The sequence below is a fragment of the Ornithinibacillus proteolyticus genome, from assembly GCF_039581225.1.
Taxonomy (GTDB): Bacteria; Bacillota; Bacilli; order Bacillales; family Amphibacillaceae; genus Ornithinibacillus; species Ornithinibacillus massiliensis.
The window spans coordinates 1-15,369 of record NZ_JBCPXV010000061.1 but is presented as its reverse complement, the minus strand read 5'-3'; the positions used below and the strand labels follow the sequence as shown (position 1 = coordinate 15,369).

Genomic DNA, 15,369 nt, shown 5'->3' with positions numbered 1-15,369 from the left:
ATGAATTCCAATTTGCTTGGGATAGGCAAGCTACATTTTTAACAGCGCAATCTAGAGCAATGTCCGAATTACGTAATCTTATTAAACAATTCAACGATCTAGCCCATGATGATGACGAACGTAAACTTAAATTACAGCTTATGCAAGCTAATATTAAAAAGGCTGAGGTAGAAGCTGAAAGATTATCCAAAGAGAACACAGATGATGAATCAGAAGAAATCATCATTGTAGATGCTTGGAGCGATGATGATGACTAAGAAAAATAAAAAAGTACTATTCGATGTACAAAAAAACGTTAACCCACACTTTAAAGGCGTATGGACTTCAACTAAGCCATACAACATCCTAAAGGGTGGACGTAACTCATTCAAATCTTCCGTTATTGCTCTTAAACTAGTATTTATGATGATTATGTACATCATAAAGGGTGAAAAAGCGAATGTAGTTGTTATTCGTAAGGTCGGCAACACGATTCGAGATTCTGTTTTCAATAAAATTCAGTGGGCTATTAAATTATTTGGGATGACAAATCGTTTTAAAGCGACTGTATCACCATTCAAAATAACGCATAAGAAAACAGGTAGCACATTCTATTTCTATGGTCAAGATGACTTCCAAAAGCTTAAATCAAACGATATTGAAGACATAATCGCAGTGTGGTACGAGGAAAGCGCTGAATTCAGCAGTGAAGAAGAATTTGACCAATCTAACGTTACGTTCATGAGACAAAAACATCCGTTAGCACCATTTGTGCAGTTCTTCTGGTCGTATAACCCACCACGTAACCCTTATCACTGGATTAACGAGTGGTCGGATAGAATGACTGGCGAAGATGACTACCTGGTGCATTCATCTAGTTATTTGGATGATGAGCTAGGCTTCGTTACAGAACAGATGTTGAAAGACATTGAGCGTATCAAGAATAATGACTATGATTATTATCGCTATATCTATCTAGGTGAGCCTGTTGGGTTAGGAACCAACGTATACAACATGAATTTGTTCAAACCACTTGATGAATTACCTAGCGATGACAGAGTTATAGCGCTTTACTACTCGATGGATACTGGACATTCAGTGTCAGCTACTTCATGTGGTTGTTACGGATTAACAGCTAAGGGTAAGGTAATCAGATTGAATACGTATTACTACAGCCCAGCTGGTCAAGCAAGAAAGAAAGCTCCAAGCGAATTGTCCAAAGATATTCATGATTATATTAAAGCTACATCAACACAAGAGCACTGGAAAGGCGCTAGGATTATGAGAAGGACTATTGATAGTGCAGAAGCTGCATTGAGGAACCAATACTATAAAGATTATGGTCAACATTGGGATCCAGTAGCTAAGAAAAAGAAAATAGATATGATTGATTATGTTCACGACCTGTTAGCGCAAGGTCGTTTTTATTATCTCAAAAATCCATATCCAATAGAAATGCAGGATGCGAATAGCAATAAATACGTCAATAGCAATGATATTTTCATTGAAGAACATAAGAAATACCAATGGGATGAAAAAACACTTAATTCTGATGACCCTAAGGTAATCAAGGAAGATGACCATACATGTGATGATTTTCAGTATTTTTGCACAGCAAATGCCAGAGATTTACGCTTGAAGGTTTAGGAGGTGAAGCCGTGGGACTGATACAAAGCATTAAAAATCTATTTAAGAGAGGGGGGTATGCATTGAGTGGACAAACATTGAAATCTATTAATGACCATTCCAAAATTAATATTGACCCTAACGAACTTGCTAGGATTGAACGAAATTTAAGACAGTATCAAGGCGATTATCCTCAAGTGGAATATATCAACTCGCATGGAAATCTCATGAAACGGGATTATATGACACTGAACTTACGTAAATTAAGCGCTGATGTACTGGCTGGTCTTGTTTTTAATGAACAATGCGAGATTACTGTTTCAGATGCGAAAGAGGAAGAAAAGAAGGAAAACACCTTTAAATCAGCGCATGAGTTCATTTCGCATGTGTTCGAACATAACAAATTCAAAAAGAATCTAGCAGACTACTTGGAACCTATGTTTGCGCTAGGTGGATTGACTGTAAGGCCATATGTAGACAATGCAACTGGTGAGATTGAGTTCTCTTGGGCGCTTGCTAATGCATTTTATCCGTTACGTAGTAATAGTAATGGTATCTCAGAAGGTGTGATGAAGTCCGTCACGACTAAAGTAGAGGGTAGTCGCACAATTTACTATACGCTTTTAGAGTTTCACGAATGGCGAAAAGACGAAGACGGGGAAAACTTGTATGTAATAACGAATGAGCTTTACAAGTCTGAAAGTTCTTCAGAGGTCGGCGCCCGTGTCCCGTTGGATGAAATCTATGAGGGTATGCAGGAAACAACGCATATCAAAGGGTTATCAAGGCCGTTATTTAACTACCTTAAACCTTCCGGCTTTAATAACATAAACCCACAAAGCCCGTTGGGTTTGGGCATTGCAGACAACGCTGTACCTACTCTTAAAAAGATTAACGACACGTATGACCAATTCTGGTGGGAAATTAAGATGGGTCAGCGTACTGTATTTGTAGATGACTCTGTGTTAAATACCATCCCGGATGAAAGTGGGCGGCCACCAAAACAAGTTTTTGATCCGGATGTTAACGTTTATAAGTCCATGCGTATGAGTGATGGCAAAGAACCGGTAAAAGATGTTACGAATGATATTCGGACAGATCAGTATATAGCAGCAATTAATCAATCGCTCAGAACGTTGGAAATGGAATTGAAATTGTCTGTAGGTACATTCTCATTTGATGGAAAGAGCATGAAAACAGCTACAGAGGTTGTTAGCGAGAATGATTTGACCTATAAGACTAGAAACGACCATGTTTACGAGGTAGAGCAATTCATTAAGGGTTTAGTTATTTCTGTATTAGAGCTTGCAAAAGCTACTATATGGAATGGTAAACCGCTATTTGATGGGGAAATACCGACCGCTGAACATATCGGAGTAGATTTTGACGATGGTGTATTCCAGGATAGGTCAGCACTACTGAAATTCTATGGACAAGCTAAGACATTCGGATTGATACCTACTGTTGAAATCATCCAGCGAGTATTTAAGGTGCCGAAAGATACTGCTAAGGAATGGTTGGAAGAGATTGAAAGAGAGCAGGGTGCTATTGATCCAGCGCAAATAAATGAACGTACTGCAAGGCATATGTTTGGTGATGAGGAGTGATGGAATGGACAAATTCACGTCTCATTTATTGGTCAAGGTGGACGAAAAGAAGATAGGTAGAATCACTCTAAGCGTTTTTAAATGCGAATATTGTGGAGTGGAAACTAAAACGCCCAGAATAACTTTGTTACAAAGATGCAGAGGGTGATTGAATGGAACCCAAAAAGCCAAGAATTACTCCGATAAATCACTGATATATCAACGTTTATATGGTATAATGAATATAGAAATACCCTAGCGATACTGGTCATATCCTAGGGTGTGGAAACCAATCAGAAAGGGATTGATTTCATGGGGAATTATATCATGGAAGATGAAGTTTGGAAAGATATTGAGGGTTACGAAGGTTATTATCAAGTAAGTAACCTTGGTAGAATTAGGAGTTTAGACAGAACAGTAAAACAGAAAGAAGGATTCACTCAAAACATTAAAGGTTCACTTAAAAAGCCTTACACCAGAAAAGACGGTTATCAATCATTATTCCTATACAAAAACAACAAAGGAAATAGACAGTACGTGCATAGATGGGTAGCAAAAGCTTTTATCCCTAACCCGAAGGAATACGAAGTCATTAATCATATTGACGAAAACCCTAGCAATAACCATTACAAAAACTTAGAGTGGTGTGACCATCAGTATAATTTAACTTATGGTGATAAAGTCGAAAGGGTAACAAATAGCGAGGGTTATAAAGCAAGGACAAAAAGGCTGAGAAAGCCGATATATGTCATAGATCGAGAAGGTAATAGAACTTGGTACGAATCGATAACAGCTGCTTGTGAAGAACTTGATTTGCATTACAGTAATGTGCATAAGTCTTTGACTGGAAAGAAGTACCCTACTTATAAAGGATATACGTTTGAATATGCTTAAACCTATCAGTTGATAGGTTTTTTCTTTTGGGAGGTGATTGTATCGAACCTAAGAAACCTAGGATAACCCCCGTCCAATTAGACCTTTGGAGTGGTAATATGGCAGACCTATACAACGCGCTTGAAGGAGAAATCATCCGTATCATCATCAAGCGGCTGAATCGTGGATCAAGAGACATAACCGAATGGCAAGCTCAAAAACTATCAGAGTTACGTTTATTCAACAATGAGGTTACTAAATACTTATCAGAGGTTACTAATGTAGCAGAATCACAGATTAAGAGAATGTTTGAAGAAACAGGTGTTGCTATCGTACAGGATATTGACAGATCTATGCCATATCCTACTCAGTCAATGCCGAATAATTTAGATGAGGTTATGAAGGCCTATCACGACCAAGTTTGGGAAGAAATCGAAAACTATGTGAACCAGACACTTATTACTACTGCATATGGCGTAGGAACAGCCCAACTTGCTTATCAGGACGTATTGAATAGAACAACCGCAATGTTTAACACTGGATTATACACATTCGAACAATCTTTAGAGCGTTCTATTACTGAATTAGCACAAAAGGGAATCAATTCAGGGATGATTGACCGCGGAGGTAACCGATGGAGCCTCGAGTCTTACGTAAGAATGGTGCTCAAATCTACATTAAGCAACACTTACAACGAATTGCGCACATCAAGAATGAGTGAGTATGGAGTCCACACCGTTCTAGTGACAAGTCATGTAGGAGCAAGAAAACAATGTTCTGCTATCCAAGGTCATGTGGTTGATCTAAGGAGACCTGGGGAAATGCCGGATGATAGTGAATATAAATCCATTTATGATCCTTCATGGGGTGCAGAATATGGAACTGCTGGAGGTCATCGTGGCGTAAATTGTCGCCATTTGCACGTACCATTTATACCAGGAGTAAACACAAACAATCAGCCTCACTATGATGCTGAATTGAATCGTAGAGTTGCTGAAGCTAGAGATAAACAGCGCCGAATCGAAAGAGAAATCGTGAAGTACAAGAAGAATCTTATGATTGCCGAGGCGCTTAAGAGTGATAAGGCCGGTTACTGGCGAATGATGGTATCACGAAGACAAGCAGCTATTCGGATGCACTTGAAAGAAAATGGTGAGTATTTGAGTCGTAACTATAAGCGTGAAAAGGTTTATACACCTTTAGATACATTGCTAAAAGATTTTGATTATAAAAAGGGAGCGTGAAAATAAAGTGATGAAAGTAGACTTAAGAATCCCTTCTATGAATCTATGTTCTGTCTGCGGTGGAACAGGTACGTTAAAGGCAATGCAAATGGGATTAAGGGCTAACGATTCCCCTGTTCGAACAGTAGATAAAGATGTAAAGTGCCAATATTGTAATGGGAGTGGGTACTAACTGAAAGGAAGTGATCTAATTCTCGTTGGTAGCATACGTTAGTTACTTGACCTGAGCATGTCGTTAAAAGGCTTTTTTATTATGCAATTATTCGGAGCCATCCGTAAAACGGCTAATCCATCGCAGACTATACTGCGTTAACAAATGTAGGAGGAATAAGGAATGACAAGAGAAGAGTTAAAAGCTTTAGGTTTATCAGATGAACAAATTGATAAGGTTATGGAAGCTCATGGCAAGGTAGTTAATTCTACCAAAGCAAAGGCAGACAAAGTTGATAGTCTTGAATCTCAAATAGAAGATTACAAGACTCAGCTTGCAGACCGTGATACTCAGCTTGAAGAATTAAAGAAGATTGATGCAGAAGGGCTTAAAGCTAAAATTGATGAGCTGCAGAAAGCGAATGAAACAACTAAGACCGAATATGAACAAAAACTGCAACAACAAGCTTTTGAGCACAAGTTAGAAAATGCTTTAGTTGATGCTAAGGTTAAGAATGCTAAAGCACTAAAAGCATTACTAGATATGGACACTATCAAACTGGATGGTGATGTACTGAAAGGTCTAGACAGCCAACTTGAGAGTTTGAAAGAAAGTGATCCGTATCTGTTTGAGACAGAAGAAAAACCACCAAATTCGCCCCAAATCGTTCCACCGGGCAATCCTAATGGTGGTTCACCAACTACAAAGAGTCTTGCAGAAATGAGCTATCAAGAGTTAGCTGATTTAAAAGCTAACAACCCTGCACAATTTGCAGAACTAACAAAACAATAGAAAAGGATGATGAAACATGCCAGATTTAACAAGATTACAAAATCTAATTGATCCAGAAGTATTAGCAGCTATGATTTCCGCGCAATTACCAAAAGCTATCAAATTTAGCCGAATTGCACCGGTAGATGACACATTACAGGGACAGCCAGGTTCAACAATCACGGTGCCAAAATAAAAATATATTGGTGATGCTACTGATGTAGCAGAAGGCGCAGCAATTCAGTATGAAGCACTTGAAACTGACTCAGAGCAATACACAATCAAAAAGGCTGGAAAAGGGGTTAAAATCACAGATGAAGCTGTGTTATCGGGTTATGGAGACCCTGTAGGAGAGGCGCAACGTCAAATTCGTATGTCAATTGCTTCTAAAATTGATAACGATATTGTAGAAACAGCTTTAACTGCTCCTTTAGCAGTTCAACACGATATCAATATAGATTTAATTGATGCACTGGAAACAGCGTTTGTCGATGCGCCAGATAACTTTGAAAATGTAGATTCAACTGGTGTGCTGTTCCTATCTTATAAGGATGCAGCGAAATTACGTAAAGAAGCAGCGCAAAACTGGACAAGATCATCTGATTTAGGTGATAGAATTCTAGTTTCAGGAGCGTTTGGTGAGTTACTCGGTTGGGAAATCGTTCGATCCATGAAGATTGAAGATGGTCATGGCTTTGCGGTGAAATCAGGAGCGCTTAAAACATTTCTTAAACGAGGTTTATTAGCTGAAACCGGTCGTGATATGGATCATAAACTTACTAAATTCAACGCCGACCAACATTATTCTGTTGCACTTGTTGACGAGTCTCGTATTGTTCGTATTGAACCTAAAGAAGATGAAACTTCAGAAACTCCGGAAATTCCAGAAGGGTAAGGTGAACTAAATGGCTAAATACAAAGTGTTGCAACAGTTTAGAGATAAAGAAACGAAAGAAGTTTACGAAGCCAATCAAGAAATCGAAATGACTGTTAAACGTGCAGATGAAGCTATCAAAAATTTAAAACAGTGGGAAGGCGAATTCTTGGAGCGTATTGACAACAAGAAACCCGAGGACGACAACGGAAATGACAATCCAGAGGGAGCCGAAAACAGTAACCAAGAAAGTGATCAAGGGGACGACAAATAGTCGCCCCCTTTTTAGGAGGTTGACTACATGGCTTATCTCAATTATGAGGAATTTAAAGAACTAACTGAGGATACTGTTCAAATCACCGATAGCGAGTTCAAAAAGTTGTTACCAAAAGCTACTGCGCTGTTGGACAATATAACGAGTCATTTCTACCAAAAGATAGATATAAGCAAGGATAACGAGTGGCGTGTACGTCAATTTAAACTAGGTTTATGTGCTCAAATTGAGTATTTTCACGACTTAGGAGCTACAACCTTTGAAACTATCAACAACTCACCACAGACGTTTCAAGCTGGACGTACAAGCGTTTCGAATGCTAGTAGATACAACCCTAGTGGTGCTAATGAGAGTAAGCCTTTAATAGCTGAGGATGTTTATATCTACTTGGAAGGGACAGGGCTTTTGTTCAGTGGGGTGAGCGTATGGTAATGCCAAAACCGCCTAAGGATTTTTGTATTGATCGCTTTATATACCTAGAGTATAAAGGCGAAAACAATTGGTCAGAACCCGAATATCACCCACCTGTTATTATTGATCATTGTCGAATAGATCGTGGTGCGCAATATACGTCAACGACATCTGGTAAACAGTTGCTATATAACGCAGTGGTGTTTTGCTACGAAGGTATAACAACACCCTTACCTACGTTTAAAGAACAGTCAATATTACAGTTTGATGGTAAAGATCACGTCGTAACAAAGGTTATTCCTATTTATGAAGCATATGAAAAGGTAATCTATTCCTATGAGTTGGAAGTGGTCTGATGGTTCGAGTCGATATCGATTTAAAGGTGCCACGGCAAAAACTAAGCCAAGAGAATGTAAAACGTGGTAGGCATGCCCTAGCCAATCAAGCGCTTGCTGATATGAATCCATTTGTCCCCATGAAGGATGGGATATTAAGGCAAACTGCAACAATTGATATTGATGGTACTGGTATTAATTACAACACACCATACGCGAACAGAATGTTTAAGTATTATATGTACAATTACACCACTCCTGGTACTGGACCACGTTGGGATATGAAAGCCAAGCGCTTATTTATGAGTGATTGGATTAAAGCATTTCAGAAAGGGGCTGATTGGTAATGGATTTTATAGAGAGACTTTGCGACAGAATTAATGATATTGATCAGTTACCACTTGCTTGTAAGTTAGGTTATCTAGGTACTGATGAATCACTTGTGCTATATCCATTACCAGGCTCTCAAGTTACCACAGAATACATGGATGGCACTACTGACCAACAACTCAACTATGAGATAGCTATGAAGTCCAAGGCTCAAAAAAGGATACACGAATCCCTATGGGCTATACAGAATGAGTTGGAAAATCTCACAGAACTAGAAAGCCAAGATGGAAGTTTTGAATTTGATGAATTAATTATAACCAACAAACCATTTATCAATCAGATTGATGATCAAGGATGGTTTGTTTTTTTATTGGATGTACAAGCAAAAATAACAGTATTCAAGGAGGGCAAATAAATGCCAAAATTAAAAAACGCTTTGCGAGGACACTTTGTACAAGCCTATGTACCCGGTACAGAAACACCAGGTACTGAATGGTTAGAGTTAGCTAAGGGTATTGTTACCATTGGTGATGATACGCAGGAGGAAACGGAAGAAACAGCGTTAAATTAACAGCGCTGGTTAAACCTCTCTAATTGCTGGGAACTCCTTAGAGCCTTGAGTACCAAAGTGTGACAATCTCAAGGATTGGACAATCAGCAGCGAAGCCCTAAAGGGAACGTTCAACGACCATCGAAAGCACACGAAAGTGTAAGTGAGTAGAGTACACTCAAGCGAGTGGAAACGGGAGGCTTTTTACCAATACTTTATCCGAAGCTTATGGTATTATATAACTAAGGAAACAAATTTTTAAAAGGAGACAGTTGTATGACCAGAGCATTGGATTTAACAGGCAAAAAATTCGGCAGATTGACAGTTATCGAGAGAACTAGCAATGACAAGCACGGAAAAACACGTTGGTTATGTGAATGCGAATGCGGAAACAATGTAATTTCATATGGTTCTGACCTCAATAGAGGGAAAACTAAGTCTTGTGGATGCATACAAAAGATTCACGGCTTGTCGAAGCACCGGCTATATAATATTTTCGCTATGATGAAAGATAGATGCTACAATCCCGAAAATATTAGTTATCCGTGGTATGGGGGACAAGGAATTAAAATATACCAACTGTGGTTAGATGATTACACCAAATTTCACGAATGGGCTTTGCGAAACGGATATAAAGACAACTTGGAAATAGACAGAATCGACTCAAGCAAAGATTATTCTCCTGAAAATTGTCGTTGGGTAACAAGAAGAGTCCAGAATTTAAACCAAAGGCTAAGGAAGGATAATACAAGTGGAATTCGTGGAGTTAAATGGAACCAAGCTAGAAGAAAGTGGGAAGTTAATATTAGTGTGAATAAAAAAAGAATTTATTTAGGGTTATACGAAGAATTGGAAGATGCTGCCGAGGCGAGAAGAAAAGCCGAAGAAAAGTATTGGTAAAAATGAAGATATGGTCTAGCCTTACATGAAAATGTAAGATGCCTTAAATGGCTGGCAAGGATTAGCGATCCTTGTTGAATACAAGCGATTATGACGGTGATGGTACTCCTGAAAATGAAATTATCTCTGTTGCAGGAGCTTATACACCAGAGGGACATTATTATTCAGATGATCCAGCTCAAGCACTTATTGCAGGTTTGAAATATAAAGTGGGTGACGGCCGTAAGATTTGGCATAAAGTCGTTTCTGCTGATGGAAAGAAAGAATGGGTAGGTCGTGCTACTGTTTCTGCAATTGTTGCTGGTGCAGGGGATGCATCCGCATATGAAACATTTAGCTGTAATATCCGTTTTGACCGTATCCCTGAGGAAACTGATATTACTCCCTAATGACCCTCCAGAAGATGGAGGAACAGAAGAAATACCAGAAGGTTAAGAGGGGCTTTATGCCTCTCTTTTATTTTTAAATTAGGAGGATGACTAGGATGCAAGAATTAAATATTGATATTCAGCGAACTGGATTTCCTGTCAAATTAGGAACTTTGGAATTATGGTTTGATAGCTCATTAGAAAATCTTAGACGTTTTTATAATGTCGATGAAATTGCACAGAAAAAATTAAAGGAAGCACAAGAAAAAGCGAAACATATTCATTTTCCAGATGAAGTTGATTTAGAAAACATAGATATTGAGTTAGTAGATGCGGCTTTTGATGCGAATAAAGAATTTATTGCGGCACAATATGACATTATTTTTGGCGAGGGTGTATTTAAGCGAATCTATACCAAGTATCCTGATATTATTGCGTTGGAAAATGCACTAGATCCATTAGGTATAGCAATTGCTGAACGGATTGAACAATTAGAAAAAGAAAGAGAAAAAACAGTTGAAGAAAAAGCAAGAGAGTACTTAGCTAAGAAGAATGCAAAGAAGTAGGTGATTAGATGCGTCTCAACGACCCATTAGTCACCTCTTTTTCATATGACGACAAAGACTATACCATAGATTTAGCTTTTGACAACGTTCTAGACGTTTTTGATGTAATCGCTGATAAATCTCTTAGGGAACACGAAAAAGCTGAAATATGCCTTGCTCTGCTATTAGACGAGCCTATAAAAGGCGAAGAAGCTATTGATTTATGGAATTACATTTATGAAGAATTTATCAATATAAAGGTCGAACAGCCAATTATGTATGACATAAAGGGAAATCCGTTGCCAGTGCAACCAGAAGAGGAAAAAGAACAGTTCATCGACTTAGAGCAAGATGCAGAATACATTTTTGCATCTTTTAAGCAAGCCTATGGAATGAATCTTTATCAAGAGCAAGGAAAACTACATTGGCATGAATTTCAAGCGTTATTACATGGCCTGCCAAGCGATACCATCATGAAACGGATCATTGAGATAAGAGCATGGAAACCAAGCAAAGGCGATTCAGCGGAGCACAAGAAGAACATGGAAGATTTACAGCGAAGGTTTGCATTAAAAGAGTCTAGGGAGGAGGTGGACTAGATGGCAGACGGGTCTATTAAAATAGCAATAGAAGTTGATGGTAAAGAGGTCAAGATAGCATCTAGGGAGCTAGACAAATTAGAAGATGCCGGTATTGACTCGAGCAAGGGAATTAAGGCAGCAGAAAAAAGCATGGACAGTTTAGCTGATAGTAGTGCAGATGCAGGAAAAAATATTAAAGGAGCTTCTGACAACTTAGGGGGAGTATCCGATAATTCCAAAAAAGCATCTGGTGACATTAAAAAGTTTGCTACTGCATTAGGTTTGGTCGCAATAGGAGTAGCTGCATTTAATACTCTTAAATCATCCATGGACGACGCTATCAGTCGATTCGATACCCTAAATAAATTCCCGAAGGTCTTACAGGCTTTAGGTGTGTCTGCTGAGGATTCTGAACGTGCTATGTCGAAGTTGTCGGATGGAATTGACGGTTTGCCTACCAAACTAGATGAAATATCCTCCACAGCACAACGTATGTACACGTCTTTTGGAGATATGGACAAAGCTACCGACTCTGCTCTTGCTTTAAATAATGCTTTACTCGGTTCGGGAGCGAGCGCAGCTGATGCTCAACGAGGTACGGAGCAATACCTAAAAGCTCTCCAAACTGGAAAGATGGAAATGGATACTTGGAATTCGTTATCTGAGACCATGGATGTCGGCTTAATTAAGATTGCTGAGGGGTTTGGTTTTGCTGGTAAGAGCGCAAAACAAGATCTATACAACGCTTTAAAAAGTGGTACCATCACCATGGATGAGTTTAACGATAAATTAATTGAAGTTGGTACCGGAACTGGAATCATGGCTAAATTAGCAAAAGAGAACAGCTTAGGAATTGCTACATCTTTAGGGAACTTGCGAAATGCGGCCGCAAGAGGTATTGCGAATATCATAGATTCCTTTAACAAGCTATCAAAAGAAGTTACTGGTAAGGATATAGCGCAAAACATTGATGGCTTGAAAAATATTGTTAACGCATCTTTTAAAGTAATACAGAATGTTATCGAAGGTACTACACCAATAGTAAAAGGTTTCGCAAGTGCAGTAAGTGCAGTGATGCCTGTTGTCAGGGCTTTGTCACCAGTTTTAATTGGTATGGGTGCTGCCTTTGCAATACACAAAGTAATCGCTTTAACAACTGCAGCAATCACCGCCAATACTACTGCTGTTACGATTGCTACTACAGCAAAAAAAGTATATACGGTTGCGACTAATCAATTGGCGCTAGCTATGACTTTAGCGATGGCTAAACAAAAACTTATGACTGCTGCACTTGTAGCTTATAACAAAATAGTTGCGATAGTTACTACAGCACAAGCAATGCTCGCTTCGGGCATGAGTCTTGCTTCTATCGCTACAGTAGGATTAAGTGGAGCAATCAGTATACTAGGAACTGCTATAAAGGTTCTCCTAGGCCCAGTGGGTTGGGTAACTGCTGGCATCGGTGCATTAGTTGGCGGTGTTGTTGCTTTGGTTAAATGGTTTAACAAAGAAGCAGAAGCTAAGAGATTAAATGCGGAGACTGAAAAACTTGCTGAATCAACGGATGAACTAAATGAATCTATCAATAATAGCGCAGAAAACTATAAGAAAAATCAAAGCGAAATGAAAGCTAGCGCTAAAGCCAATGAAGAACTTGCTAAGAAAGTAGAAGAATTAGCTAAAAAGGAAAATAAATCTGCTGGTGAAAAAGCCTTATTACAGTCGCACATTGAATCGTTAAACGGCTCAATCGAAGGGCTGAACCTTGCTTATGACGAGGAAGCTAATGCTTTGAACATGTCATCTAAGGAGTTGCAAGCTCGTGTTGATCTGATGAAAGAACAAGAAAGTGGCTTGGCAGCACAAGAAAGACTAGCAGAAATCATGAAAGAGCAAAATGAAGCTCAAATGCAACTCGAGGAAATAAATACCTTGCAAGATGAGTGGAATAAAAAAGCAGATGAGAAGGTTGTTAAGGCCGGTGAAGCAAAAGATGCGCTTGAGGAATTAGACGAACAAGAAGCTGCATTGAAAGAAACTTTATCACAATTGACTGTACAGCAAGAAGAAACAGAACAACAAATAGTAACGTCTACCGAAAATATTGCTGCAGCCATTGAATCGGGCAATCTCAGGCAAATAACATCCTATGAAGAATTAAGCGAATCCCAAAAAGAAGCGTTTGACAGCATGAAAAGTGCATATGATGAGTTAGTCGACAACGCTACCAATGCCTTTGAACGAATGAATGAGGAATCTAAAGTTACAGCTGATGAAATGATTGCAAACCTTGAACATAACCAAAAGATGACGGAGCAATGGGGAGAAAATGTTGCGAAGTTATATGATTGGGCAGGTAAAGAAGGTCACGAAGGATTTCTCCAATGGCTCGAAACTATGGGGCCAGAATCAGCAGCAGAATTAGCTGTTGTAGCTGATATGAGTGATACCGAATTAAAACGTTTTGCTGAATTAATGGACAAGGGCGCAGAAACTGCTACTGATAGCCTTAAAACAGCGTTAGGCGATGGATTTGAGGATGCTGTTGATACCATGGTTAAATTCGTTGATGATGGCGCAAAAACCATGCGAGAACAAATTAAAAGTTCTGGTTTCGATGAAATTGGCAGTATGGTGCCAGAAGGATTAGTTAGCGGTGTTGAAGATGGTATCTCTGATGTGGAAAAGGCCACAGAAAAGATGGCTGATAAGGCGGTGCTGTCAACCAAGAAAAAGTTGAAAGTTAAAAGCCCATCACGTGTTTATAAAGAAATAGGTGGACACGTTACAGATGGAATGGTGTTAGGAGTCAGCGATGGCACTAAAAAGGTTATCAGAACAATGCAGAATCTTGCATTGTCTATGATTAAGCAATACAAAAACACGCCAACACAATTTAACTCTATTGGTAAAAATGCTATGGCGGGATTGAACCAAGGATTATTATCTGGTAGAGCTCGAGTCCTATCCACTGCTAGGAGTATAGCAAACGAGATAGCAAGGACTATGCAACGAGCGCTTGATATTCATTCTCCATCGAGAGTCATGAAAAATAAGGTAGGTAAATGGGTGCCTGAAGGCATTGCACTAGGGATTAAAGAAAATGCGAAATCCGTTTATAGGGAACTTGAAGCATTATCCACTAATATGCTAAAAACTTCAACGCCCGAACAGGCATTAGGAACATCTAGGATGGCTTATGCAACTGGAGTTGGTCAATTCACGAATGTATTTAATAACACAACAACATCTGTAGCGGGTGCGCAAACTATTAACGTTGAAGCTGGAGATATTTACATGGACGGCTATAAAGTCGGCAAAATTCAGTGGCGATACGTAAAGGAAAATATAAATCGTGATAATAATATAAGAGAATCATTCAGGGGGTGATTACTTGCTATTTAACGGAATAGATTTAGATCCCTATTTTCGAATTAAAGACATACGTGGTAGAGGATTAATAAGAAGAAGAATTAATTCTCTTTCGGTTCCCGGAATGGATGGTGAGCACGTTACGTCTATTGACGTCCCATCTAGGTTATTAGAGATTGATATACGCATAATAAGCAAAGATTTGCGTAAAACAATTGACGAACTAAATGCCATTCTAGCAACAAATGGACCGGTACCAATTGTCTTTCCGGATGAACCAGATATGACTTATTATGGGGTTGTTGAAGACACTGAAGAAACTGGAGAGAAGGTGCATTTAGGTCGTCATGATACAACCATTTATATAAGACGGTCCGACCCGTACAAATACGGTCCAGAACTCACAGCCGAATTCCCATCTGACACTGCTTCCCTAACCAACAACGGAACAGCAAAAGCAAAACCGATTATCGAGTTAACCGCAACACAAAAGGCAACGTTTGCAATGATTTCGAACGGAACAGAGGAGTATAACCTAATTGGCACACCGGCTGATGATGATGTTGTAGTGGTGGACGAAAAAACAAGCGTGCTATATG

At 39.1% G+C, this 15,369-nt stretch carries 19 protein-coding genes and 1 pseudogene; all 20 read left to right on the top strand.

What is annotated here, in order from left to right:
- Positions 1 to 257, top strand: a pseudogene (locus AAIB49_RS17900) (phage terminase small subunit); the annotation flags it as partial.
- Entirely contained in the window at positions 250 to 1,626 is a 1,377-nt protein-coding gene (locus AAIB49_RS17895; RefSeq protein ID WP_343458813.1) for a PBSX family phage terminase large subunit, read from the top strand. The pseudogene AAIB49_RS17900 and the gene AAIB49_RS17895, both read left to right, overlap by 8 nt.
- Positions 1,627 to 1,688: 62 nt before the next feature.
- Positions 1,689 to 3,212 carry a phage portal protein gene (locus AAIB49_RS17890; RefSeq protein WP_343458811.1) on the top strand — a complete coding sequence of 508 codons (1,524 nt, stop codon included), beginning with the start codon at positions 1,689 to 1,691 and terminating at the stop codon, positions 3,210 to 3,212.
- A 306-nt stretch (positions 3,213 to 3,518) separates the two neighbouring features.
- Positions 3,519 to 4,085 carry an NUMOD4 domain-containing protein gene (locus AAIB49_RS17885; protein ID WP_343458810.1) on the top strand — a complete coding sequence of 189 codons (567 nt, stop codon included), beginning with the start codon at positions 3,519 to 3,521 and terminating at the stop codon, positions 4,083 to 4,085.
- 26 nt (positions 4,086 to 4,111) lie between these two features.
- On the top strand, positions 4,112 to 5,308 hold the full coding sequence (locus AAIB49_RS17880) for a phage minor capsid protein (RefSeq protein WP_343458809.1): 1,197 nt from the start codon (positions 4,112 to 4,114) through the stop codon (positions 5,306 to 5,308).
- Positions 5,309 to 5,642: 334 nt separating this feature from the next.
- Positions 5,643 to 6,251: a phage scaffolding protein gene (locus tag AAIB49_RS17875; protein WP_343458808.1), complete on the top strand. Its 609-nt coding sequence runs from the start codon at positions 5,643 to 5,645 to the stop codon at positions 6,249 to 6,251.
- A 16-nt stretch (positions 6,252 to 6,267) separates the two neighbouring features.
- Positions 6,268 to 6,426 carry a hypothetical protein gene (locus tag AAIB49_RS17870; protein WP_343458807.1) on the top strand — a complete coding sequence of 53 codons (159 nt, stop codon included), beginning with the start codon at positions 6,268 to 6,270 and terminating at the stop codon, positions 6,424 to 6,426.
- A gap of 6 nt (positions 6,427 to 6,432) precedes the next feature.
- On the top strand, positions 6,433 to 7,125 hold the full coding sequence (locus AAIB49_RS17865) for a phage major capsid protein (RefSeq protein ID WP_481857889.1): 693 nt from the start codon (positions 6,433 to 6,435) through the stop codon (positions 7,123 to 7,125).
- Between the two features lie 10 nt (positions 7,126 to 7,135).
- Positions 7,136 to 7,378 (top strand): hypothetical protein, encoded by a 243-nt coding sequence (locus AAIB49_RS17860; protein ID WP_343458814.1) that lies wholly within the window; start codon positions 7,136 to 7,138, stop codon positions 7,376 to 7,378.
- Positions 7,379 to 7,405: 27 nt separating this feature from the next.
- Complete coding sequence (locus AAIB49_RS17855) at positions 7,406 to 7,810, top strand: head-tail connector protein (protein ID WP_343458805.1); 405 nt, start codon at positions 7,406 to 7,408, stop codon at positions 7,808 to 7,810.
- Positions 7,804 to 8,145 (top strand): putative minor capsid protein, encoded by a 342-nt coding sequence (locus AAIB49_RS17850; RefSeq protein WP_343458804.1) that lies wholly within the window; start codon positions 7,804 to 7,806, stop codon positions 8,143 to 8,145. Before AAIB49_RS17855 ends, AAIB49_RS17850 begins: the two co-directional genes overlap by 7 nt.
- Complete coding sequence (locus AAIB49_RS17845; RefSeq protein ID WP_343458803.1) at positions 8,145 to 8,471, top strand: minor capsid protein; 327 nt, start codon at positions 8,145 to 8,147, stop codon at positions 8,469 to 8,471. Before AAIB49_RS17850 ends, AAIB49_RS17845 begins: the two co-directional genes overlap by 1 nt.
- The gene (locus tag AAIB49_RS17840) at positions 8,471 to 8,869 is read left to right on the top strand and encodes a phage tail terminator protein (RefSeq protein ID WP_343458801.1); all 399 of its coding nucleotides are present in this window, start codon (positions 8,471 to 8,473) and stop codon (positions 8,867 to 8,869) included. Before AAIB49_RS17845 ends, AAIB49_RS17840 begins: the two co-directional genes overlap by 1 nt.
- The gene (locus AAIB49_RS17835) at positions 8,870 to 9,025 is read left to right on the top strand and encodes a hypothetical protein (RefSeq protein ID WP_343458799.1); all 156 of its coding nucleotides are present in this window, start codon (positions 8,870 to 8,872) and stop codon (positions 9,023 to 9,025) included.
- 255 nt (positions 9,026 to 9,280) lie between these two features.
- Entirely contained in the window at positions 9,281 to 9,904 is a 624-nt protein-coding gene (locus AAIB49_RS17830; protein ID WP_343458798.1) for an AP2 domain-containing protein, read from the top strand.
- A 71-nt stretch (positions 9,905 to 9,975) separates the two neighbouring features.
- Positions 9,976 to 10,293, top strand: a complete 318-nt coding sequence (locus AAIB49_RS17825) for a phage tail tube protein (RefSeq protein WP_343458797.1) — start codon at positions 9,976 to 9,978, stop codon at positions 10,291 to 10,293.
- A 95-nt stretch (positions 10,294 to 10,388) separates the two neighbouring features.
- The gene (locus AAIB49_RS17820; protein WP_343458796.1) at positions 10,389 to 10,838 is read left to right on the top strand and encodes a hypothetical protein; all 450 of its coding nucleotides are present in this window, start codon (positions 10,389 to 10,391) and stop codon (positions 10,836 to 10,838) included.
- 8 nt (positions 10,839 to 10,846) lie between these two features.
- On the top strand, positions 10,847 to 11,416 hold the full coding sequence (locus AAIB49_RS17815) for a Gp15 family bacteriophage protein (protein WP_343458795.1): 570 nt from the start codon (positions 10,847 to 10,849) through the stop codon (positions 11,414 to 11,416).
- Positions 11,417 to 14,788, top strand: coding sequence for a tape measure protein (locus AAIB49_RS17810; protein ID WP_343458794.1), 3,372 nt, complete (start codon positions 11,417 to 11,419; stop codon positions 14,786 to 14,788).
- 4 nt (positions 14,789 to 14,792) lie between these two features.
- Positions 14,793 to 15,369: distal tail protein Dit (locus tag AAIB49_RS17805; RefSeq protein WP_343458793.1), on the top strand; the 577-nt coding region annotated here is incomplete at its 3' end.